Source organism: Pseudomonas monteilii NBRC 103158 = DSM 14164, assembly GCF_000730605.1.
Lineage (GTDB): Bacteria > Pseudomonadota > Gammaproteobacteria > Pseudomonadales > Pseudomonadaceae > Aquipseudomonas > Aquipseudomonas monteilii.
This window is the reverse complement of the sequence record NZ_BBIS01000015.1, coordinates 82,675-103,186: the sequence shown is the minus strand read 5'-3', so window position 1 is coordinate 103,186 and position 20,512 is coordinate 82,675. Positions and strand designations below refer to the sequence as shown.

The 20,512-nt window shown below is 64.5% G+C and carries 18 protein-coding genes; 12 read left to right on the top strand and 6 right to left on the bottom strand.

All coding sequences use genetic code 11. From position 1 onward, the window contains the following. Positions 1-31: 31 nt before the first annotated feature. From PM2_RS09550 to PM2_RS09525, 6 genes are read right to left on the bottom strand one after another with little or no spacing between them, the layout of a single operon-like run. A complete protein-coding gene (locus tag PM2_RS09550; protein WP_019096623.1) occupies positions 32-505 on the bottom strand; it encodes a chemotaxis protein CheW in 474 nt (157 codons plus the stop codon). Beyond that, positions 498-5,447, bottom strand: coding sequence for a hybrid sensor histidine kinase/response regulator (locus PM2_RS09545; RefSeq protein WP_028698467.1), 4,950 nt, complete (start codon positions 5,445-5,447; stop codon positions 498-500). Before PM2_RS09545 ends, PM2_RS09550 begins: the two co-directional genes overlap by 8 nt. A gap of 9 nt (positions 5,448-5,456) precedes the next feature. After that, positions 5,457-7,496, bottom strand: a complete 2,040-nt coding sequence (locus tag PM2_RS09540) for a methyl-accepting chemotaxis protein (protein WP_223623663.1) — start codon at positions 7,494-7,496, stop codon at positions 5,457-5,459. Between the two features lie 47 nt (positions 7,497-7,543). Further along, positions 7,544-8,098: a chemotaxis protein CheW gene (locus PM2_RS09535; protein ID WP_012274550.1), complete on the bottom strand. Its 555-nt coding sequence runs from the start codon at positions 8,096-8,098 to the stop codon at positions 7,544-7,546. Next, positions 8,095-8,460, bottom strand: a complete 366-nt coding sequence (pilH, locus tag PM2_RS09530) for a twitching motility response regulator PilH (protein ID WP_016712413.1) — start codon at positions 8,458-8,460, stop codon at positions 8,095-8,097. Before pilH ends, PM2_RS09535 begins: the two co-directional genes overlap by 4 nt. Positions 8,461-8,507: 47 nt before the next feature. Then, complete coding sequence (locus tag PM2_RS09525) at positions 8,508-8,909, bottom strand: response regulator (protein ID WP_016712414.1); 402 nt, start codon at positions 8,907-8,909, stop codon at positions 8,508-8,510. Positions 8,910-9,062: 153 nt separating this feature from the next. On the opposite strand from PM2_RS09525, the gene gshB reads away from it, so the two are divergent. From gshB to phaZ, 12 genes are all read left to right on the top strand, one after another. Further along, positions 9,063-10,016, top strand: a complete 954-nt coding sequence (gene gshB, locus PM2_RS09520) for a glutathione synthase (protein ID WP_028698466.1) — start codon at positions 9,063-9,065, stop codon at positions 10,014-10,016. A gap of 91 nt (positions 10,017-10,107) precedes the next feature. After that, a complete protein-coding gene (locus PM2_RS09515) occupies positions 10,108-11,013 on the top strand; it encodes an energy transducer TonB (protein ID WP_019099363.1) in 906 nt (301 codons plus the stop codon). Between the two features lie 138 nt (positions 11,014-11,151). Then, positions 11,152-11,721: a YqgE/AlgH family protein gene (locus PM2_RS09510; protein ID WP_016712417.1), complete on the top strand. Its 570-nt coding sequence runs from the start codon at positions 11,152-11,154 to the stop codon at positions 11,719-11,721. After that, on the top strand, positions 11,721-12,146 hold the full coding sequence (gene ruvX / locus PM2_RS09505; RefSeq protein ID WP_012312410.1) for a Holliday junction resolvase RuvX: 426 nt from the start codon (positions 11,721-11,723) through the stop codon (positions 12,144-12,146). The genes PM2_RS09510 and ruvX overlap by 1 nt, the downstream gene beginning before the upstream one ends. A gap of 49 nt (positions 12,147-12,195) precedes the next feature. Next, positions 12,196-12,714, top strand: coding sequence for a bifunctional pyr operon transcriptional regulator/uracil phosphoribosyltransferase PyrR (pyrR, locus tag PM2_RS09500; protein WP_028698465.1), 519 nt, complete (start codon positions 12,196-12,198; stop codon positions 12,712-12,714). 12 nt (positions 12,715-12,726) lie between these two features. Further along, complete coding sequence (locus PM2_RS09495; RefSeq protein ID WP_011536054.1) at positions 12,727-13,731, top strand: aspartate carbamoyltransferase catalytic subunit; 1,005 nt, start codon at positions 12,727-12,729, stop codon at positions 13,729-13,731. After that, on the top strand, positions 13,728-14,999 hold the full coding sequence (locus PM2_RS09490; RefSeq protein WP_016712419.1) for a dihydroorotase: 1,272 nt from the start codon (positions 13,728-13,730) through the stop codon (positions 14,997-14,999). The genes PM2_RS09495 and PM2_RS09490 overlap by 4 nt, the downstream gene beginning before the upstream one ends. Before the next feature lie 212 nt (positions 15,000-15,211). Further along, the gene (gene hslV, locus PM2_RS09485; protein ID WP_003249309.1) at positions 15,212-15,742 is read left to right on the top strand and encodes an ATP-dependent protease subunit HslV; all 531 of its coding nucleotides are present in this window, start codon (positions 15,212-15,214) and stop codon (positions 15,740-15,742) included. Between the two features lie 76 nt (positions 15,743-15,818). After that, positions 15,819-17,162: an ATP-dependent protease ATPase subunit HslU gene (gene hslU / locus PM2_RS09480; RefSeq protein WP_016712420.1), complete on the top strand. Its 1,344-nt coding sequence runs from the start codon at positions 15,819-15,821 to the stop codon at positions 17,160-17,162. An 86-nt stretch (positions 17,163-17,248) separates the two neighbouring features. Further along, entirely contained in the window at positions 17,249-17,626 is a 378-nt protein-coding gene (locus PM2_RS09475) for a gamma-butyrobetaine hydroxylase family protein (RefSeq protein ID WP_016712421.1), read from the top strand. A gap of 268 nt (positions 17,627-17,894) precedes the next feature. Then, positions 17,895-19,574 (top strand): class II poly(R)-hydroxyalkanoic acid synthase, encoded by a 1,680-nt coding sequence (gene phaC, locus PM2_RS09470; RefSeq protein WP_016712422.1) that lies wholly within the window; start codon positions 17,895-17,897, stop codon positions 19,572-19,574. 62 nt (positions 19,575-19,636) lie between these two features. Further along, the gene (gene phaZ / locus PM2_RS09465) at positions 19,637-20,488 is read left to right on the top strand and encodes a poly(3-hydroxyalkanoate) depolymerase (RefSeq protein ID WP_016712423.1); all 852 of its coding nucleotides are present in this window, start codon (positions 19,637-19,639) and stop codon (positions 20,486-20,488) included. Positions 20,489-20,512: the final 24 nt, after the last annotated feature.

Genomic DNA, 20,512 nt, shown 5'->3' with positions numbered 1-20,512 from the left:
TTCCTCATTCCGTCAGTGACGGCCCTGAATCTTACCCAAACTCAGGTTGCAGTTCCGCGTCACGCACCAGCCTTTCCAGCCCGGCCAGGTCAGGCACCCGCGCCACCTGCTCGCCCACCTGCACCGCCGCCAGCTCCAGGCGCCCCAGCGCCACATCCACATAATTCAGCTGGCTGTCGAGCTTGCACGAACGCGGAATGTCCTGCAGCAACAGCGCCAAATAGCGCAGGCCGGTGTCGCCCAAAGCATTGAGCACCACAACCCGCGCCCGCTCGCCGCACGGCGTCTCGCCACCACACGCCGCTTCGAACCCGATCAGCGGCAGGCGCTGCTTTCTCCAGTCGATCCAGCCCAGGTGCCAGGCCGGCTCACCGCGTTGGCACACCAAATTGCGCTGGCCGCTCAACTCGGCCACCGCCACGTTGGGCAATACCAGGGTGCGGTCGCCCAAGGGCAGCAACAGCCCGGTCAGGCTGCTGCGCTGGCCGGCAATCAGTTCAAGCATGAGGCTGGCTCCAGTGTGCAATGCTCTGCAGCAACAACGACTCCTGATACGGCTTGCCCAGGTATTCGTTGACGCCGATGGCCATGGCGCGGTCCCGGTGCTTCTGCCCGGTACGCGAGGTAATCATGATGATCGGCAGGTCTTTCAGCCGCGCGTCACGGCGAATGCGAGTGGCCACCTCGAACCCGTCCATGCGCGGCATCTCGATATCCAGCAGCAACACGTCCGGACGGTGCTCTTCCAGCAAGGCCATGGCATCGACCCCGTCCTTGGCCGTCAGCACGCTCATGCCGTGGCGTTCCAGCAAGCGACTGGTAACCTTGCGCACAGTCACCGAGTCGTCCACCACCATCACCAACAATGCGCGGCGCGGCACCGGGCCGAGCAACTGGCGTGGGGTGCCGCCACCGGGCAAACGAGCCAGGCGCCGCTGCTGGCCGCGCAGCTGGCCAAGCAGGTCGAGAATCAGCACGACCCGGCCATCGCCCAGCAGCGTCGCCCCCGACAGCCCGGCAACGGCAGCAAACTGCGGCCCCAGGCTCTTCACCACGATTTCGCGGCTGGGCGACAGGCTATCGGCTTGAATGGCGAACGATTGCTCCTTGGCATGCACCAGCAGCACTGGCAACGGCACACTCTGCCCCAGCAAGGCCGGGCGCGGCAGGCCTTGCAGCAACTCGCCCAGGTAACGCAGCTCGTATTCATGGCCGGCATAAACATAGCGGGGCGGGTCCAGTTGATAGCACGCCGCCAGCTCTGCCGGCGGCACACGGACGATGCCCTCGATGGTATTGAGCGGGATGGCGTACTGCTCCTCACCCAGGTGCACCATCAGTGCCCGGTTGATCGACACGGTGAACGGCAAGCGGATCAGGAAGCGCGCGCCCTTGCCCTGAGCGGACTCGATGCTCATCGAGCCCCCCAGTTGCTTGACCTCCTCGTGCACCACGTCCATGCCCAGGCCGCGCCCGGAGATCTGGGTGATCTTCTCGGCGGTGGAAAAACCCGGGCGCAGGATGAACTGCAGGATCTCGTGATCGCTCAACTGCGCCTGCGGGTCCAGCAAGCCGCGCTTGATGGCCTTGCGCCGCACCGCCTCAAGCGGAACGCCAGCACCGTCGTCGGTCATTTCGATCACGATATCGGCGCCTTCGTGCAGCAAATTCAGGTGGATGGTGCCCTGCTCCGGTTTGCCGGCGGCCAGGCGTGCTTCGCGGCTTTCCAGGCCATGGTCGACGGCGTTGCGCAGCATGTGCTCAAGCGGTGCCACCATGCGCTCAAGCACACTGCGGTCCAGTTCACCTTCGGCGTTGCCGACCACCAGTTCGACCTGCTTGCCCAGCTCGCTGGCCACCTGCCGCACCACGCGCTGCAAGCGCGGCACAAGGCGCTCGAACGGCACCATCAAGGTTGCGGTCAAGCCTTCCTGCAACTGGCTGTTCACCCGCGCCTGCTGCTGCAGCAGGCTGTAGGCCTCCTGGGCACGCTGAGCCAGGGTTTCCTTCAGGTCGAGCAAGTCCGAGGCGGACTCGAACAAGGCCCGCGACAACTGCTGCAACTGTGAATGGCGGTCCATTTCCAGCGGGTCGAAATCATCATAGGCATCGCCTTCGAACTGCTGGCGGCTGGAGATTCGCCCTTGGGTCTCGATGTCCAGGCGCAACAGCTGGTCGCGCATGCGCTCAAGGGTGGTTTCCATCTCGTTGAGGGTGAACTGTGCATCGTTGACTTGCTGCTCGATGCGCCCACGAATGATCGAATGCTCACCCGCCAGGTTACCCAGGTCGTCGAGCAACTCGGCATCGACCTTGACCATGTCGCCTGGCGCCCGCTCTGGCGCTGCTGTCGGCACCTCGCTAGCGGCGGCTTCGACCGGCCCCTGGCCGGCAGCACTGTCGGTCAGGGCCGCGCTGCTGAAGTTGCGGATATAGTCGATCAGCGCCGTGGCGGCATGCAGTGGCTGCCCCAGGCGCACGGCATCGAGCATGTGCGCCAATCGGTCGTGGCAGTTCTGCAACAGCGCGAACAAAGGCGCGCTCGGCGGCAAGCGGCCGGCAGCCAGCAGTTCGTACAGGAACTCCAGTTCGTGAGCCAGGTCACCAATGGGGGCAATTTCGACCATGCGCGCCACACCCTTGAGGGTGTGCAGGTCGCGCATCAGGTTGTCTACCTCGACGCTGCTGCGCGGGTCGGCCTGCCAGCGCGCCAAGGCTGCGGCGGCGCTTTCGACGATGTCCGAGCTTTCTTCGAGGAACACTTCCAGCAGCTCTTCGCCTGGGCTTTCCGGTTCCTCAACCAAAGGCTCGGTCACGTCAGGCAGCTGCGGCTGATGGGGCAGCCCCAGGCCCAGGGTATCGGCCACGTCCATGTCCGGGTGCAACGGCGTGACCGTGTCGATGCCCACCAGGCCAGTGGCCTCTGGCGCCAAGGCTTGGTCCAGCAAGTTGCGTAGACCGTCGACCGTTTCTGACCGTGGCGCGACGTCCTGCCCGGCCGCCACTTCATCGAGCATGTCCAGCAGGGCTTCATGGGCGCGCCGGGCATGGGCGAAGAAGCGTGCATTGGCAGGCAGGCTGCCCTCTTCCACGGCGCCATACAGGTCCAGCAAGGCCTCGCACACATCATCCATCTGCCACATGTCGGCCAGGTGCGCGGCGTGGCCCAGGGTGGTCAGCTGGTCGAGCAGGGTGTCCAGCGCATCACGCTGCCCAGGCTGTTGCTGCCAGCGCGACAGCAACGCCTCGGCATCGAGCAGGATATCCATGGCCTGGGCCAGGAAACTGGCGACCAACTGCGGATCGCGCTTGCCGCGCCGGACATGCTGCGGGTCGTCATGCAAGCTGGCCAGGCGTGCGTCTACGGCCTGGCCAACCTGTTCGATCAGCTCCGCAGCACCAGCGATGGCGGCCAACGGAGTGCTGTCGAGTTGCGCCAGGCCCAGGTGGAACAGCGAGCGTGCGGCTTCCAGACATTCGATCTCGGCCATTTGCAGGGGGAGTTGGTGGCCCTTGTACTCACGGGCCAGGCGGTCGAAGGCAGTGGCCAGCTCGGCGACCGGCATCACCCCGGCCATGGCAGCACTACCCTTGAGCGTATGCAAGGCGCGCTGCAGGCCATCGCTGACCGGCGTATCGTGGCCGTCTGCGCCCTGCAGAAATACATCGAGGCTGGCCAGGTGGCCTTGCGCCTCCGTGCGGAAAATATCCAGCAGCTGCGGGTCGAGGCCATCGATATCGGCAGCACCCGGTGCGTCGTTTTCTGCCAGGGCATGCAGGTGCCCAGCCAACTGTTCGATTTCGGTCAGTTGCGGCAATTGGCCAGCCGCAAAGTCGGCCAGCAAATCGGGTAGGTGGACGAACACTTGCTGCAGGGCCACCACGCCTTCCGGGCTCAGCACGCTACGGCCCTCCAGCACCCGGTTCAGCAGGTGCTCGGCGCCCCAGGCCAGCTCGGCCACCGCTTCGGCATGCACCATGCGGCCGCTGCCCTTGAGCGTATGCAGCGCACGGCGCACTTCCCCCAGCGCCTCGCGCTGCTGGTTGTCGGCACGCCAGCGCAGCCAGTGCCGCTCGATCTCCGGCAGCAACTCGCCGGCTTCATCGAGAAACACCTCGCGCAACTCGTCATCGATGCCGTCGCCATTGGCATCCAGGCCTGCACGGGTGTCGGCCTGCGCACAATACACGCCCAGCGCTGCCAGGCTTGCACGGGCCATGTCGATGAACGGCTGAGCATCCGCCAGCGGGTCGGCCACCCGCCATTGCAGGTAGCATTCAGCGGCACTCATGGCCTCACCCAAGTGGGCCAGCTCATCGGCGGGCGGCTCTACATCCAGGTGCTGCAACCAGCGCTGCACATAGCTGGCGCAGCCGGCGAACAGCTCGGCTACGGCGGGCAGCATCAACATGGCCAGCGCGCCGCGAATCTGCTGCAACAGCCCCGGCAACGGTTGCAGGCGTTGGCGCGGCCAGTCGGACTCCAGGTAGTCGCCGATCAGGTCCTTGGCCTGCTGCAGTACGTTCAGCGATTCGTTCAGCACCAGTTGGCGTATCTCGGCCAGGTCCGAGCCTGGCAGCCCGCCCTGCCCGTTTTCTTCCAGCGGACCGACCATGCCGTTCAGCGAAGCCTCCACGTACAGCAAGGCGCCCGCCACATCCATCAGTACCGCGTCGTCCACCACGCGCTCGCCCTGGGCCAGGGCCTGCAGCGCCAGCACCTGGTCGATGATGACCCGCCGTGGTTGCTGGAAGCCCAGCACAGCCAGGGTATCGGCCACATGGCGCAGCGGCGCCAGCAGGGCATCGAGCTGCTCGCTGTGCTGGCGGTCGCTGCGCACGAACTGGTCTAGGCGCTCCTTGATGCGCATCAGGTCGTCGCACAGCGCGGTCACCACCGAGCGCAGGGCATCGCGGCCCGGCCCGGCCTGCAATTGTTCACGCCAATTGCCCAACGACAGGTCAAGGTTGGCCAGGTCGTCGGCGCCGGCAAAACGCTGTGCTGCACCGCTGATCAGGCTGGCTTGGGCCAAGGGCTCGATACCTCGGCAGGCACGTAACTGATTGAGCAGCGGCAGCATCACCAAGGGCAGATCGTGGCGGGCACCGCGCAAGCGCTCAAGGTACGAGGGCAATTGCTCCAGGCCACGGAACAACGCCCCCAGGCAATCGCCCCGTGGGCTGACCTGGCCGTCGGCCAGCGCCTTGGCGAACAGTTCCAGCTCTTCGGCCAGGCGCGTCGCTCCGCGCAGTTCAAGCATGCGCAGGCAACCATGTACCTGATGCAGGTTGTCGACCACGAAGGCCAGCATCGACAGGTCGCCCGGTTCGCCGGCAAAACGCTCCAGCGCCTGGCGCGCCTGGCCCAGGCAGTCGAGGATGGCAGCCTTGGTCCAGGCCAGCGCTACCGTGTCGTGGCGCTCGGGACTTACAGCAGCAGAAGCCATGGGCACTCCTCAGCGCGGCGCATCGGTGGGGCTTTGTGCAGGTGGCGGCAGGGTGAAACCGGACACCGAACGGCGCATCTCGCTGGCCATGCGGGCCAAGTGGCGGATGCTGTCGGCGGTGGCACCGGAGCCGGCGGAGGTTTGTGCGGTAATCTGCTGGATCACCGCCATGGTGTGGGAAATCTGCCCGGCCGACGAGGTCTGCAACTGGGCAGCGTCAGAAATGCTGTGGATAAGATCGGCCAGGTTCTGCGATACCCCTTCGATCTCGGCCAGCGCCACCCCGGCATCCTGCGCCAGGCGAGCGCCACGCACCACTTCGGCGGTGGTCTGCTCCATGGAGATGACTGCCTCGTTGGTGTCGGCCTGAATGGTACGCACCAGCGCCTCGATCTGCCGGGTGGCCGACGACGAGCGCTCTGCCAGGCGCTGCACTTCGTCGGCCACCACGGCAAAACCACGGCCAGCCTCGCCGGCCAGCGAGGCCTGGATCGCCGCGTTGAGGGCAAGGATGTTGGTCTGGTCGGCAATGTCGTCGATCAGGCTGACGATGTCGCCGATTTCCTGAGAGGACTCGCCCAGGCGTTTGATCCGCTTGGCGGTGTCCTGGATCTGCTCGCGAATGTTGTCCATGCCGTTGATGGTGTTATGCACCACCTCGTTGCCCTTGTTGGCAATGGCTACCGAGCGCTCGGCCACCTTGGCCGATTCGTAGGCATGCGCCGAAACCCGGTCGATCGACTCGACCATGTCGCCGACCGCCTCGGAGGCCTCGCTGATCTGCTCGGCCTGGTGTTCGGAAGCCTTCGCCAGCTGGCGGGCGGTGTTCTGGGTGTCCTGTACGGCAGCGGCAACCTGCACGGCGCTATGGTTGATGGTAGCGACCAGGTCGCGCAGCTGGTCCACGGAATAGTTGATCGAGTCAGCAATGGCGCCAGTGAAGTCTTCGGTCACCGATACGGTCACGGTCAGGTCGCCGTCGGCCAGCTCTTCGATTTCATCCAGCAGACGCATGATTGCCTGCTGGTTGCGTTCGTTCTTTTCCGCGGTTTCGCGCAACTGACGGTTGGTGGTGCGCACCATGACCAGGCCGATGAGGATGATCGAAGCCAGCGCCAGCAGGCCCAAGGCATAGCCGCCAACGGTATCGAGGGTGCGCCCACCGGCCAGGTTCTCGAAACCATTGGCCAGGTGGGATGCCTCGTCCAGCAGGGTTTGCGACAGGCTGAAAATGTTGCCCGCAGCCTCACGCACGCGGAACAGTTCGGGCGAGGTTTCGAGAATTTCGTCGACCGAACCCGCGACGAACTGGAACAGTTCGGCGATTTCGGCCAGCCGCGCACGGGCGTCGGCGTCCTCGACACGGGTTACCTGGATGGCCGCGTTACCACTGAGCATCCCCTCCAGCACCTGACCAAAGCGCCCGGCATCGCGGCCAAAGGCATCAGCCGCCTGAGCGGCGGTATCATCACCCGCCAGCACGGTGTTGACCGAACCGAGGATGCGCTCGGCCAGCAACAGCTGGCGCTGCGCCACCGCCACCTGGTTGGCCGGAGCGCCGCTTTGCAGCAGAATCTCGACCACTTTTTCATATTCCACCTGCAACTGCGGCACGGTTTCGGCCAGCGTCGCCGCCACCTGGTGCAGCGACAGCACGGTCTGTTCACTGGCCAGGATGGTGTCGGTGTTCTTGCGCAGGTTTTCCCAGTCGCGGCGTACCGCCTCCATCTCGTCTCGCACCGTAGGCGGCGCAGCCGGCAACCCGGTGGACTTGTCACCCTGGCGCAGGTAGCCCCAGCGCCGCTCGAAGTCGTTGCGTGCATCCGACAGCAGCTTGAAGGCCAGGGCCTTACCGGCGGCGGCTTCGGTGGCGTTCTTGGCAATGCGCTGTGACAGCACCCGCAGCTCGCCGGCATGGCCGATGTACTGCTTGTCGTAGTTGGACTGGGTGTTCAGGTAGGCAAAGTTGGCGAACAGCAGGATGATCGACAGGATCAGGATCAGAAACAGCACGGTGATCTGCGCGATGCTGCGGGTACGTGGGGTCACGGTGGTGGCTGTGACGGGGGCGGCAGGCTTGTTCACGTTCGCAGGTCCTATAACGCCACATCAAGAAAGCCCGGCGCCTGGGCCAGGGCGAAGGGGCTGAAGATTGCCCAGTTGCGTTCACGCGGGAAATGCCCCTGCACGAAGCGTGCAGCGGCGCGGATCAATGGCTGCGGCGGCGACAGCTGCAGGCTGTCGAGGGCGAAGTGTTGCAGGCCAAGTACCTCGTCCACCAGCAAACCGACGAACAGGTCGTCGTGGTCCAGTACCAGCACCCGCCGCTGCTTGCCCGGAGCGGCGTGGCCCAGGCCGAAGAAACTGCTCAGGTCCATCACCGGCAACAGCCGGCCACGCAGATTGGCAACCCCGCATACCCACGGTTGCACACCCGGGACGCGGCTGCTGCGCGGTTCGCGCAGTACCTCGGCCACCTCACCCATGGGCGCGACGAACCACTGCCCGGCGATGCGAAAGCCTATACCGCTCCACTGTTGCAGGCGGTTGTCCTGCGGGGGCTGGTCGGCGACCAGCAGGCGGCAGCGCCGGTCGATGTCCAGCAACAACTCGAAGGCGGTCAGCGACGCGCCTTGTGGGCGGGTGGTCAAGCCCCCAGCACTTCTTTGAGCTTGGCGATCAGCGCGTCTTCTTCCACCGGTTTGGTCAGGAAGTCACGGGCGCCCTGGCGCGTGGCCCAGATGCGGTCGGTTTCCTGGTCCTTGGTGGTGACCACGATCACGGGGATGGCGGCGGTTTCCGGGTCCTTGCTGAGCTGGCGGGTGGCCTGAAAGCCGTTCATGCCGGGCATGACGATGTCCATCAGCACCGCGTCCGGCTTGTCCTGCCGGGCCAGGGCCACGCCATCGGCACCGTTGCTGGCCTTGAGCACCTGGTAGCCGTGCTTTTCCAGCCACTCGGTCAAGCGGTACATCTCTGTCGGCGAGTCGTCGACAATCAGAACTCGGGCCATGCTGTTTCCCCATCAGGAAAGTAAGACCGTGCCATGGCGGGGCACGGTCAGGGTGCGGGTTGTTGGGTTGCGACAAAACCGGGCACGTGGGCGCGGATCGCATCGAGCAGTTCTTCTTTGCTGAACGGCTTGGTCAGAAACTGATCAGAACCGACCACCCGGCCGCGGGCTTTGTCGAACAGGCCGTCGCGCGACGACAGCAGGATGACCGGCGTGTCCTTGAAAGCACTGTTGTGCTTGATCACGGCGCAGGTCTGGTAGCCGTCCAGGCGCGGCATCAGCACATCGACGAAGATGATACCGGGCTGGTGGTCGACGATCTTGGCCAGGGCATCGAAGCCATCGCTGGCAGTGATCACCTCGCAGCCCGCTTCACCGAGCAACATCTGTGCGGTGCGGCGGATCGTGCGGGAATCGTCGATCACCATCACCTTCAGGGGTTGTTCCATAGACGCCTACCAATGGAAATTAGCTGCATTTTTAGCACACTCCGGGTGGCCATTCCATCTGCGCCGCCCCTTGACCGGCGGCGTTCGCGGCGCCACCCTGAGCCACTTTTCTTTCGAGCCATCGCGGCACCTGCCGCCAAGAGGAACCACCCCATGAGCGTACGCCTCGGCATTGTCATGGACCCCATCGCGTCCATCTCCTACAAGAAGGACAGCTCGCTGGCCATGCTGCTGGCCGCCCAGGCACGCGGCTGGAACCTGTTCTACATGGAACAGCAAGACCTGTACCAGGGCGAAAGCAAGGCACGCGCCCGCATGCGCCCGCTGAAGGTGTTTGCCGACCCGGCGCACTGGTTCGAACTGGGCGAAGAGCAGGACAGCCCCCTGGCCGAGCTGGACGTGATCCTGATGCGCAAGGACCCGCCGTTCGACATGGAATTCGTCTACAGCACCTACCTGCTGGAACAGGCCGAGAATGATGGCGTGCTGGTGGTCAACCGCGCGCAAAGCCTGCGCGACTGCAACGAGAAGATGTTCGCCACGCTGTTCCCGCAATGCACCACGCCGACCTTGGTCAGCCGCCGCCCGGACATCATTCGTGAGTTCGCGGCCAAGCATGTTGACGTGATCCTCAAGCCGCTGGATGGCATGGGCGGTACGTCGATCTTCCGTCACCGGGCTGGCGACCCCAACCTGTCGGTGATCCTGGAAACCCTGACCGCGCTGGGCACCCAGCAGATCATGGCCCAGGCCTACCTGCCGGCCATCAAGGACGGTGACAAGCGCATCCTGATGATCGATGGCGAGCCGGTGGACTACTGCCTGGCGCGCATCCCGGCCAGTGGCGAAACCCGTGGCAACCTGGCCGCCGGCGGCCGTGGCGAGGCCCGCCCATTGACCGACCGCGACCGCTGGATTGCCGCCCAGGTCGGCCCGACCCTGCGCGAAAAGGGCCTGCTGTTCGTGGGCCTGGACGTGATCGGCGATTACCTCACCGAAATCAACGTCACCAGCCCTACCTGCATCCGCGAAATCGATGCTGCCTACAACACCGACATCGGTGGCAAGCTGATGGATGCCATTGATCGCAAGCTGAAGGCGCGCTGACAGCCAACGCGAAGCAAACGCGTAGAGTGGGGTATGATGCCGGTCCTATTCGACTGAGCTGCTGCCCCGCCCTGCGGTTGCTGGATACCTGATGACGCTGCCCGCTGACATCCCCGCCACCCTGCTGCCTCCCCGTGTTCGCCCGGTGGACCGGCTCGGCTTTACCCTGTTCCTGGCTGCCCTGGTGCACCTGGCGCTGATCCTTGGCGTCGGCTTCAGCGTGGTCAAGCCTGCCGAAATCCGCCACACCATGGACATCACCCTGGCCACCTTCAAGAGCGAGAAACCGCCCGAGAAGGCCGATTTCCAGGCCCAGGACAACCAGCAGGGCAGCGGCACCCTGGACAAGAAAGCGGTGCCTACAACCACTGAATTGGCGCCGTTCCAGGACAGCAAGATCAACAAGATCACCCCACCGCCTGCCGCCAAGCCCGAGGTGGTGCCGCCCCCTACCCCACAAAAGTCGGCGGTGGTGACCACGGCGCCCAAGCCGCAGAAGCTCGAGCCCAAACCCAAGGAAAGCAAGCCACAGCCCAAGCCGGCGGCGCCAGCGCCAGACTTCGACAGCTCGCAGCTGTCCAGCCAGATCGCCAGCCTGGAGGCGGAGCTGTCCAACGAACAGCAGATGTACGCCAAGCGGCCGAAGATTCACCGCCTGAATGCTGCATCGACCATGCGCGACAAGGGTGCCTGGTACAAGGAAGAGTGGCGCAAGAAGGTCGAGCGGGTGGGCAACCTGAACTACCCCGACGAAGCGCGCCGGCAACAGATTTACGGCAATTTGCGGATGATGGTGTCGATCAACCGCGATGGTTCGTTGTATGAGGTGCTGGTGCTGGAATCGTCCGGGCAGCCGGTGCTGGACCAGGCGGCACAACGTATTGTGCGACTGGCGGCGCCTTTTGCGCCGTTTACCGGGGATCTGGCCGAATTTGACCGGCTGGAGATCATTCGTACCTGGCGTTTTGCGCGAGGGGACCGTTTGTCCAGTAACTGATCTCGGGCCTCGGTATAGGGCTTGCTATATGCGGTGGCGCTCGATCTCACAGGCACCAAACCCCTCAAGACAGGCGCCAACCAAACGACACAAATCCGCACCTTGTCAGCCCCGCCACCTGGCGCCACACTATCCCTCATGAAAACCCTCGCCCCGAGCTACCTCAAGCATCAGTTCCTGATCGCCATGCCACACATGGCCGATCCGAACTTCGCCCAGACCCTCACCTACATCGTCGAGCACAACGAGCATGGCGCCATGGGCCTGGTGGTCAACCGGCCGCAGGAGCTGAGCCTGGCCGACATCCTCGAGCAGCTGCGCCCGGATGAAACACCACCGGCCAGCACCTTGCAGGTGCCGATCTACCAGGGTGGGCCGGTGCAGACCGACCGCGGCTTCGTGTTGCACAGCAGCGAGTGCAGCTTCCAGGCCACCGTGGCACTGGAAGGGCTGGCGCTGACCACGTCGCAGGACATCTTGCTGGCCATCGCTGCCGGGGTAGGCCCGAAACAAAGCCTGATCACCCTGGGTTATGCCGGCTGGGAAGCCGGACAGCTGGAAGCCGAACTGGCCGACAACGCCTGGCTCAACTGCCCGTTCGACCCGGAAATCATCTTTGGCCTGGCCAGCGACCTGCGCCTGGACGCGGCCGCCGCCAGCCTGGGGATCAACCTGAACCTGCTGACCAGCCAGGCGGGCCACGCCTGATGGCCGAACTACGCCTGCTGCTGGGCTTCGACTACGGCAGCAAACAGATCGGCGTGGCCGTTGGCCAGGTGGTCACCGGCCAGGCCCGCGAACTGTGCACCCTTAAGGCACAAAATGGCGTACCGGACTGGGCTCAGGTGGAAAAGCTCATCAATGAGTGGAAACCCGACGCCATCGTCGTCGGCCTGCCGCTGAACATGGACGGCACGCCCAGCGAAATGAGCGCCCGCGCCGAAAAGTTCGCCCGCCGCCTGAATGGCCGCTTCAACCTGCCCGTGCACACCCACGACGAGCGCCTGACCACCTTCGAGGCCAAGGGCGAGCGCATGGCCCGTGGCGGCCAGCGCGGCAGCTACCGCGACAACCCGGTCGATGCCATCGCCGCCGCCCTGTTGCTACAAGGCTGGCTGGAGGCCAATACCTGATCATCTTTGCCGCCGGACCCGCCCGGCGCACCCTTCCGAGGAGCCCGCAATGAGCCTACCCAATCCCGCCGAGCTGATCCGGCAGATGGCTGTCGACCTTCGCGCCCACCTGGCCCGCCGCGACATCAGCGAGCCACGTTACATCGGCATCCGCACCGGCGGTGTCTGGGTTGCCCAGGCCCTGCAGGAAGCCATGGGTGATACCAGCCCCATGGGCACCCTGGACGTTTCGTTCTACCGCGACGACTTCAGCCAGAACGGCCTGCACCCGCAAGTGCGCCCGTCCGAGCTGCCATTCGAAGTGGAAGGCCAGCACCTGGTGCTGGTAGATGACGTGCTGATGAGCGGTCGCACCGTACGCGCTGCACTCAACGAACTGTTCGATTATGGCCGCCCGGCCAGCGTCACCCTGGTCTGCCTGCTGGACCTGGATGCCGGCGAACTGCCGATCCGCCCGAATGTGCTGGGTGCCACCCTGTCGCTGGCCGCCCATGAACGGGTAAAATTGACCGGACCCGCACCGCTCGCCCTCGAGCGCCAGGACCTCGCCTCCGCTTCCGCCCTTTAAGAGTCCCCCGCGATGACGCCATTCGACGCCAAGCGCCCGCTGCAGCTCAATGATCAGGGCCAGCTGCGCCACTTCCTCTCGCTGGACGGTTTGCCCCGCGAACTGCTCACCGAAATCCTCGACACCGCCGACTCCTTCCTGGAAGTCGGTGCCCGGGCCGTGAAAAAAGTCCCGTTGCTGCGCGGCAAGACCGTGTGCAACGTGTTCTTCGAGAACTCCACCCGTACCCGCACTACTTTCGAGCTGGCAGCCCAGCGCCTGTCGGCCGACGTGATCAGCCTGAACGTGTCGACCTCCTCGACCAGCAAGGGCGAGACCCTGTTCGACACCCTGCGCAACCTCGAAGCCATGGCCGCCGACATGTTCGTCGTGCGCCACTCCGACTCCGGCGCCGCACACTTCATCGCTGAGCACGTGTGCCCAGATGTTGCCGTGATCAACGGCGGTGACGGCCGCCATGCGCACCCGACACAGGGCATGCTCGACATGCTCACCATCCGCCGCCACAAGGGCAGCTTCGAGAACCTCTCGGTGGCTATCGTCGGCGACATCCTGCACTCGCGCGTGGCCCGCTCCGACATGCTGGCGCTCAAGGCGCTAGGTTGTCCGGACATCCGTGTGATCGGCCCGAAAACCCTGATCCCGATCGGCATCGAGCAGTACGGCGTGAAGGTGTACACCGACCTCGCCGAAGGCCTGAAAGACGTCGATGTGGTGATCATGCTGCGCCTGCAGCGCGAGCGCATGGCCGGCGGCCTGCTGCCCAGCGAGGGCGAGTTCTACCGCCTGTTCGGCCTGACCACCGCACGCCTGGCCGGGGCCAAGCCCGACGCCATCGTCATGCACCCGGGCCCGATCAACCGGGGCGTGGAAATCGAGTCGGCGGTGGCCGACGGCAAGCACTCGGTGATCCTCAACCAGGTCACCTACGGCATCGCCGTGCGCATGGCCGTGCTGTCCATGGCCATGAGCGGGCAGAACGCGCAACGTCAATTCGACCAGGAGAACGCCCAGTGACCCTCAGTATTCTCGGCGCCCGGGTCATCGACCCCAAGACAGGCCTGGACAAGGTTACCGACCTGCACCTGGACGGCGGCCGCATTGCCGCCGTTGGCACCGCCCCGGCCGGCTTCAGCGCCAGCCGCACGATCCAGGCCGATGGCCTGGTTGCCGCGCCTGGCCTGGTCGACCTTGGCGTGTCCCTGCGCGAGCCGGGCTACAGCCGTAAAGGCAACATCGCCAGTGAAACCCGCGCGGCCGTGGCGGGTGGTGTCACCAGCCTGTGCTGCCCGCCGCAAACCAAGCCGGTACTGGACACCTCGGCCGTGGCCGAGCTGATCCTCGACCGCGCCCGCGAAGCCGCCAACAGCAAGGTCTACCCGATCGGCGCCCTGACCAAGGGCCTGGAAGGCGAACAACTGGCGGAGCTGGTAGCCCTGCGCGACACCGGTTGCGTGGCCTTCGGCAACGGCCTGAAGGAAATCCCCAACAACCGTACCCTGGCCCGTGCCCTGGAATACGCCGCCACCTTCGACCTGACCGTGGTGTTCCACTCCCAGGACCGCGACCTGGCCCAAGGCGGCTTGGCCCATGAAGGGGCCATGGCCAGCTTCCTCGGCCTGCCGGGCATCCCGGAAACCGCCGAAACCGTGGCCCTGGCGCGCAACCTGCTGCTGGTGGAACAGACCGGCGTGCGTGCGCACTTCACCCAGATCACCAGCGCCCGTGGCGCACGGTTGATCGCCCAGGCCCAGGCCCTAGGCCTGCCGGTAACCGCCGATGTGGCGCTGTACCAACTGATCCTCACCGATGAGTCGCTGCGCGAGTTCTCCAGCCTGTACCACGTGCAGCCGCCACTGCGCACCGCTGCTGACCGCGATGGCCTGCGGGAGGCGGTGAAGTCGGGCGTGATCCAGGCGATTTCCAGCCACCACCAGCCGCACGAACGCGACGCCAAGCTGGCCCCGTTCGGCGCCACCGAGCCGGGCATCAGCAGCGTTGAATTGCTGCTGCCACTGGCCATGACGCTGGTGCAGGACGGCCTGCTCGACCTGCCGACCCTGCTGGCCCGCCTGAGCAGCGGCCCGGCGGCTGCCCTGCGCCTGCCGGCTGGTGAGCTGAAGGTGGGTGGCGCGGCCGACCTGGTGCTGTTCGACCCGCAAGCCTCCACCGTTGCCGGCGAGCAATGGTTCTCGCGCGGCGAGAACTGCCCGTTCATCGGCCACTGCCTGCCGGGTGCAGTGCGTTATACCTTGGTCGATGGGCACGTTTGCCACGAGGCCTGAGTAACACTTTTCGCGGGCACGCCCGCTCCCACAGGATCACCACTATCCCAAGGCTCGTGGTGATCCTGTGGGAGCGGGCGTGCCCGCGAATGCCCCAACGCTGTTCATCCTGCCAAGCGCGACCATTCATCCCCCACGGTTGAAATCCTTCCCCCCACCCCCATATGAGTCTGCATCAGGCACTTTCGCCCCGCTGCGTGGAGACTCTCCCCTTGACCACCATCGTTTCTGTCCGCCGTAACGGCAAAGTCGTCATGGGTGGCGACGGCCAGGTATCCCTCGGCAACACCGTGATGAAAGGCAACGCCAAGAAGGTGCGCCGCCTGTACCACGGCCAGGTCATTGCGGGCTTCGCCGGTGCCACCGCCGACGCCTTCACCCTGTTCGAACGCTTTGAAGGCCAGCTGGAAAAACACCAAGGCCACCTAGTACGTGCCGCCGTCGAGCTGGCCAAGGAATGGCGTACCGACCGTTCCCTGAGCCGCCTGGAAGCCATGCTGGCCGTGGCCAACAAGGACGCTTCCCTGATCATCACCGGCAACGGCGACGTGGTCGAACCCGAAGACGGCCTGATCGCCATGGGTTCCGGTGGCGCCTACGCCCAGGCCGCAGCCCGCGCCCTGCTGAACAAGACCGACCTCTCGGCCCGTGAAATCGCCGAAACCGCCCTGAACATCGCCGGTGACATCTGCGTGTTCACCAACCACAACCTGACCATCGAGGAGCAGGACCTGGCCGACTGAATCAGCTGTTCTGGCGCCCCTTCCCGGTGACGGGGCTTTTCCACGCTGATTCATCTGCCCAAGGACCGTATTGACCATGTCCATGACCCCCCGCGAGATCGTCCACGAACTCAACCGCCACATCATCGGCCAGGACGACGCCAAACGCGCCGTGGCCATTGCCCTGCGCAACCGCTGGCGCCGGATGCAGCTGCCTGCCGAGCTGCGCGCCGAAGTGACCCCGAAGAACATCCTGATGATCGGCCCTACCGGCGTCGGCAAAACCGAAATCGCCCGTCGCCTGGCCAAGCTGGCCAACGCGCCCTTCCTCAAGGTGGAAGCGACCAAGTTCACCGAAGTGGGCTACGTGGGCCGTGACGTCGAGTCGATCATCCGTGACCTGGCCGATGCCGCGCTGAAGATGCTGCGCGAGCAGGAGATCATCCGCGTGCGCCACCGCGCCGAAGATGCCGCCGAAGACCGCATCCTCGATGCCCTGCTGCCGCAGGCACGGGTGAGCAGCTTCGCCGAGGAAGCAGCACAGACCAGCACCGACTCCAACACCCGCCAGCTGTTCCGCAAGCGCCTGCGTGAAGGCCAGCTGGACGACAAGGAAATCGAAATCGAAGTGGCCGATGCCGTGGGCGTCGAAATTGCCGCGCCACCCGGCATGGAAGAAATGACCAACCAGCTGCAAAGCCTGTTTGCCAATATGGGCAAAGGCAAGCGCAAGGCGCGCAAGCTGAAGGTGAAAGAAGCGCTGAAGATGGTGCGCGATGAAGAAGCGAGCCGCCTGGTCAACGAGGAAGAGCTCAAGGCCAAGGCCCTGGAAGCGGTCGAGCAGCATGGCATCGTGTTCATCGACGAAATCGACAAGGTTGCCAAGCGCGGCAACGTGGGCGGCGCTGACGTGTCCCGTGAAGGCGTGCAGCGCGACCTGCTGCCGCTGATCGAAGGCTGCACCGTCAACACCAAGCTGGGCATGGTCAAGACCGACCACATTCTGTTCATTGCCTCGGGTGCATTCCACCTGAGCAAGCCAAGCGACCTGGTGCCCGAGCTGCAAGGCCGTCTGCCGATTCGCGTGGAACTGAAGGCACTGACCCCGGAAGACTTCGAACGCATCCTGCAAGAGCCGCATGCCTCGCTGACCGAGCAGTACCAGGCCCTGTTGAAAACCGAAGGCCTGAACATCGCGTTCCAGGCTGACGGCATCAAGCGCCTGGCCGAGATTGCCTACCAGGTGAACGAGAAGACCGAGAACATCGGTGCCCGCCGCCTGCACACCCTGCTTGAACGCCTGCTCGAAGAGGTGTCGTTCAGTGCTGGCGATCTGGCGAGCGCCCACGACGAAACGCCGATCCAGATCGACGCTGCGTATGTGAACAGCCACCTGGGTGAGCTGGCGCAGAACGAAGACCTGTCGCGTTACATCCTGTAAGTCCGCACGGGGCCGCTTTGCGGCCCCTTGCACATTCCTCCAAATCTCCAGAAGCTGTACTTCATCAGCTCCCGAGAGATCCCCCCATGGCCCGTCTACCTACCGCCATCAACCTGCACAAAGCCTCGAAAACCCTCACCCTCACCTACGCCCCCGGCGAGGCCTACAACCTGCCTGCCGAATTTCTGCGCGTGCATTCCCCCTCTGCCGAGGTCCAGGGCCACGGCAACCCCATCCTGCAATTTGGCAAGATCAACGTCGGCCTCGTCGGCCTGGAACCTGCCGGCCAATATGCACTGAAACTGACCTTCGACGACGGCCATGACAGCGGCCTGTTCACCTGGGAGTACCTCGAACAGCTGTGCCTGCGCCAGGAACAGTTGTGGGCCGAGTACCTCGACGAACTGCACAAGGCCGGGAAATCCCGCGACCCGGCCGAATCGGTGGTGAAACTCATGCTCTAGCGCAAGGGCTGCAGGGTTTAGAGCGCATTTTCTAAATTCATCTGTTTGAATGACTTGCAGACAGCCCAGTGAAGGGCTGTCTTGCGCATTACATGAAAGTCGGGTAACCAATGGGCATGGCAAGTTCCCTGCATCATTTTGCAGGCAGTCAGAACCCCCGCAGCACCGCTGTTCCTTATCACTGGTCACCCGAGTAGCAGTACCGGGCTCAGGGCTGTGCTCCTGCCACAGCAACCGGTACTCGTCTCAGGACAACGGAGCGTCGTAGATGAGTAACAAGAACAACGATGAGCTGCAGCGGCAGGCCTCGGACAATACCCTGGGGCTGAACCCGGTCATCGGCATTCGCCGCAAGGACCTGTTGAGCTCGGCACGTACCGTGCTGCGCCAGGCCGTGCGCCAACCGCTGCACAGCGCCAAGCATGTGGCCCACTTTGGCCTGGAGCTGAAGAACGTGCTGCTGGGTAAATCCAGCCTGGCCCCGGAAAGCGACGACCGTCGCTTCAATGACCCGGCCTGGAGCAACAACCCGCTGTACCGCCGCTACCTGCAAACCTACCTGGCCTGGCGCAAGGAGCTGCAGGACTGGATTGGCAGCAGCGACCTGTCACCGCAAGACATCAGCCGCGGCCAGTTCGTCATCAACCTGATGACCGAAGCCATGGCACCGACCAACACCCTGTCCAACCCGGCAGCGGTCAAACGCTTCTTCGAAACCGGAGGCAAGAGCCTGCTCGACGGCCTGTCCAACCTGGCCAAGGACATGGTCAACAACGGCGGCATGCCCAGCCAGGTGAACATGGACGCCTTCGAAGTGGGCAAGAACCTGGGCACCAGTGAAGGTGCCGTGGTGTACCGCAACGATGTACTGGAGCTGATCCAGTACAGCCCCATCACCGAACAGGTGCATGCCCGCCCGCTGCTGGTGGTACCACCGCAGATCAACAAGTTCTACGTGTTCGACCTGAGCCCGGAGAAGAGCCTGGCGCGCTACTGCCTGCGCTCGCAGCAGCAAACCTTCATCATCAGCTGGCGCAACCCGACCAAGGCCCAGCGCGAGTGGGGCCTGTCCACTTACATCGATGCGCTCAAGGAAGCGGTCGATGCCGTGCTGGCCATTACCGGCAGCAAGGACCTGAACATGCTCGGTGCCTGCTCCGGCGGCATCACCTGCACCGCACTGGTAGGCCACTATGCCGCCCTCGGTGAGAACAAGGTCAACGCCCTGACCCTGCTGGTCAGCGTGCTGGACACCACCATGGATACCCAGGTTGCACTGTTCGTCGACGAGCAGACCCTGGAGTCTGCCAAGCGCCACTCCTATCAGGCCGGCGTACTGGAAGGCAGCGACATGGCCAAGGTGTTCGCCTGGATGCGCCCCAACGACCTGATCTGGAACTACTGGGTCAACAACTACCTGCTCGGCAACGAGCCGCCCGTGTTCGACATCCTGTTCTGGAACAACGACACCACGCGCCTGCCGGCCGCCTTCCACGGCGACCTGATCGAAATGTTCAAGAGCAACCCGCTGACCCGCCCGGACGCCCTTGAAGTGTGCGGCACCCCGATCGACCTGAAGAAAGTGCAGTGCGACATCTTCAGCGTTGCCGGCACCGCCGACCACATCACCCCGTGGCAGTCGTGCTACCGCTCGGCGCACCTGTTCGGCGGCAAGATCGAGTTCGTGCTGTCCAACAGTGGCCATATCCAGAGCATCCTCAACCCGCCAGGCAACCCCAAGGCACGCTTCATGACCGGTGCCGATCGCCCGGGTGACCCGGTGGCCTGGCAGGAAAACGCCACCAAGCATGCCGACTCCTGGTGGCTGCACTGGCAAAGCTGGCTGAGCGAACGTGCCGGGGAGCTCAAAAAGGCGCCGACCCGCCTGGGCAACCGCGCCTATGCCGCTGGCGAAGCCTCACCGGGTACCTACGTTCACGAGCGTTGAGTGGCCTTGCCGTGGCCGCCAAGGCGCGCCACGGTGTTTTTTTTCACCGAAGAGTCGAACGCATGCCGGAACCCTACATCTTCAGGACCGTCGAACTGGACGACCAATCCATTCGCACTGCCGTCCGCCCGGGCAAGCCGCACCTGACACCGTTGCTGATTTTCAACGGCATCGGCGCCAACCTGGAGCTGGTGTTCCCGTTCATCGAAGCACTGGACCCGGACCTTGAGGTCATCGCCTTCGATGTGCCCGGGGTGGGCGGTTCGTCCACACCGCGTCATCCCTATCGCTTTCCGGGGCTGGCCAAGCTGACCGCGCGCATGCTCGATTACCTGAACTACGGCCAGGTCAGCGCCATCGGCGTGTCCTGGGGCGGCGCCTTGGCCCAGCAGTTCGCCCATGACTACCCGGAGCGCTGCAAGAAGCTGGTGCTGGCCGCCACTGCCGCCGGCTCAGTCATGGTGCCAGGCAAGCCCAAAGTGTTGTGGATGATGGCCAGCCCCAGGCGCTACGTGCAGCCCTCCCATGTCATCCGCATCGCGCCGATGATCTATGGCGGCGCTTTCCGTCGCGACCCGGACCTGGCCATGCACCATGCGTCCAAGGTCCGCTCTGGCGGCAAGATGGGTTACTACTGGCAACTGTTCGCTGGCCTGGGCTGGACGAGCATCCACTGGCTGCACAAGATCCACCAGCCGACCTTGGTGCTGGCCGGTGATGACGACCCGCTTATTCCGCTGATCAACATGCGCCTGCTGGCCTGGCGGATTCCCAACGCCCAGCTACACATAATCGACGATGGTCACCTGTTCCTGATTACCCGGGCCGAGGCCGTCGCACCGATCATCATGAAGTTTCTCCAGGAAGAACGTCAGCGCGCGGTCATGCACCCGCGCCCCGCCTCCGGCGGTTGATTGTCGCTGCCCGGAAAACGGGTA

What these genes read in the sequence shown, in the direction of transcription:
- PM2_RS09550 (WP_019096623.1), bottom strand. Translation starts at nt 505, where the DNA reads ATGCTTGAACTGATTGCCGGCCAGCGCAGCAGCCTGACCGGGCTGTTG.
- PM2_RS09545 (WP_028698467.1), bottom strand. Translation starts at nt 5,447, where the DNA reads ATGGCTTCTGCTGCTGTAAGTCCCGAGCGCCACGACACGGTAGCGCTG.
- pilH (WP_016712413.1), bottom strand. Translation starts at nt 8,460, where the DNA reads ATGGCCCGAGTTCTGATTGTCGACGACTCGCCGACAGAGATGTACCGC.
- PM2_RS09525 (WP_016712414.1), bottom strand. Translation starts at nt 8,909, where the DNA reads ATGGAACAACCCCTGAAGGTGATGGTGATCGACGATTCCCGCACGATC.
- gshB (WP_028698466.1), top strand. Translation starts at nt 9,063, where the DNA reads ATGAGCGTACGCCTCGGCATTGTCATGGACCCCATCGCGTCCATCTCC.
- PM2_RS09515 (WP_019099363.1), top strand. Translation starts at nt 10,108, where the DNA reads ATGACGCTGCCCGCTGACATCCCCGCCACCCTGCTGCCTCCCCGTGTT.
- PM2_RS09510 (WP_016712417.1), top strand. Translation starts at nt 11,152, where the DNA reads ATGAAAACCCTCGCCCCGAGCTACCTCAAGCATCAGTTCCTGATCGCC.
- ruvX (WP_012312410.1), top strand. Translation starts at nt 11,721, where the DNA reads ATGGCCGAACTACGCCTGCTGCTGGGCTTCGACTACGGCAGCAAACAG.
- pyrR (WP_028698465.1), top strand. Translation starts at nt 12,196, where the DNA reads ATGAGCCTACCCAATCCCGCCGAGCTGATCCGGCAGATGGCTGTCGAC.
- PM2_RS09495 (WP_011536054.1), top strand. Translation starts at nt 12,727, where the DNA reads ATGACGCCATTCGACGCCAAGCGCCCGCTGCAGCTCAATGATCAGGGC.
- hslU (WP_016712420.1), top strand. Translation starts at nt 15,819, where the DNA reads ATGTCCATGACCCCCCGCGAGATCGTCCACGAACTCAACCGCCACATC.
- PM2_RS09475 (WP_016712421.1), top strand. Translation starts at nt 17,249, where the DNA reads ATGGCCCGTCTACCTACCGCCATCAACCTGCACAAAGCCTCGAAAACC.
- phaC (WP_016712422.1), top strand. Translation starts at nt 17,895, where the DNA reads ATGAGTAACAAGAACAACGATGAGCTGCAGCGGCAGGCCTCGGACAAT.
- phaZ (WP_016712423.1), top strand. Translation starts at nt 19,637, where the DNA reads ATGCCGGAACCCTACATCTTCAGGACCGTCGAACTGGACGACCAATCC.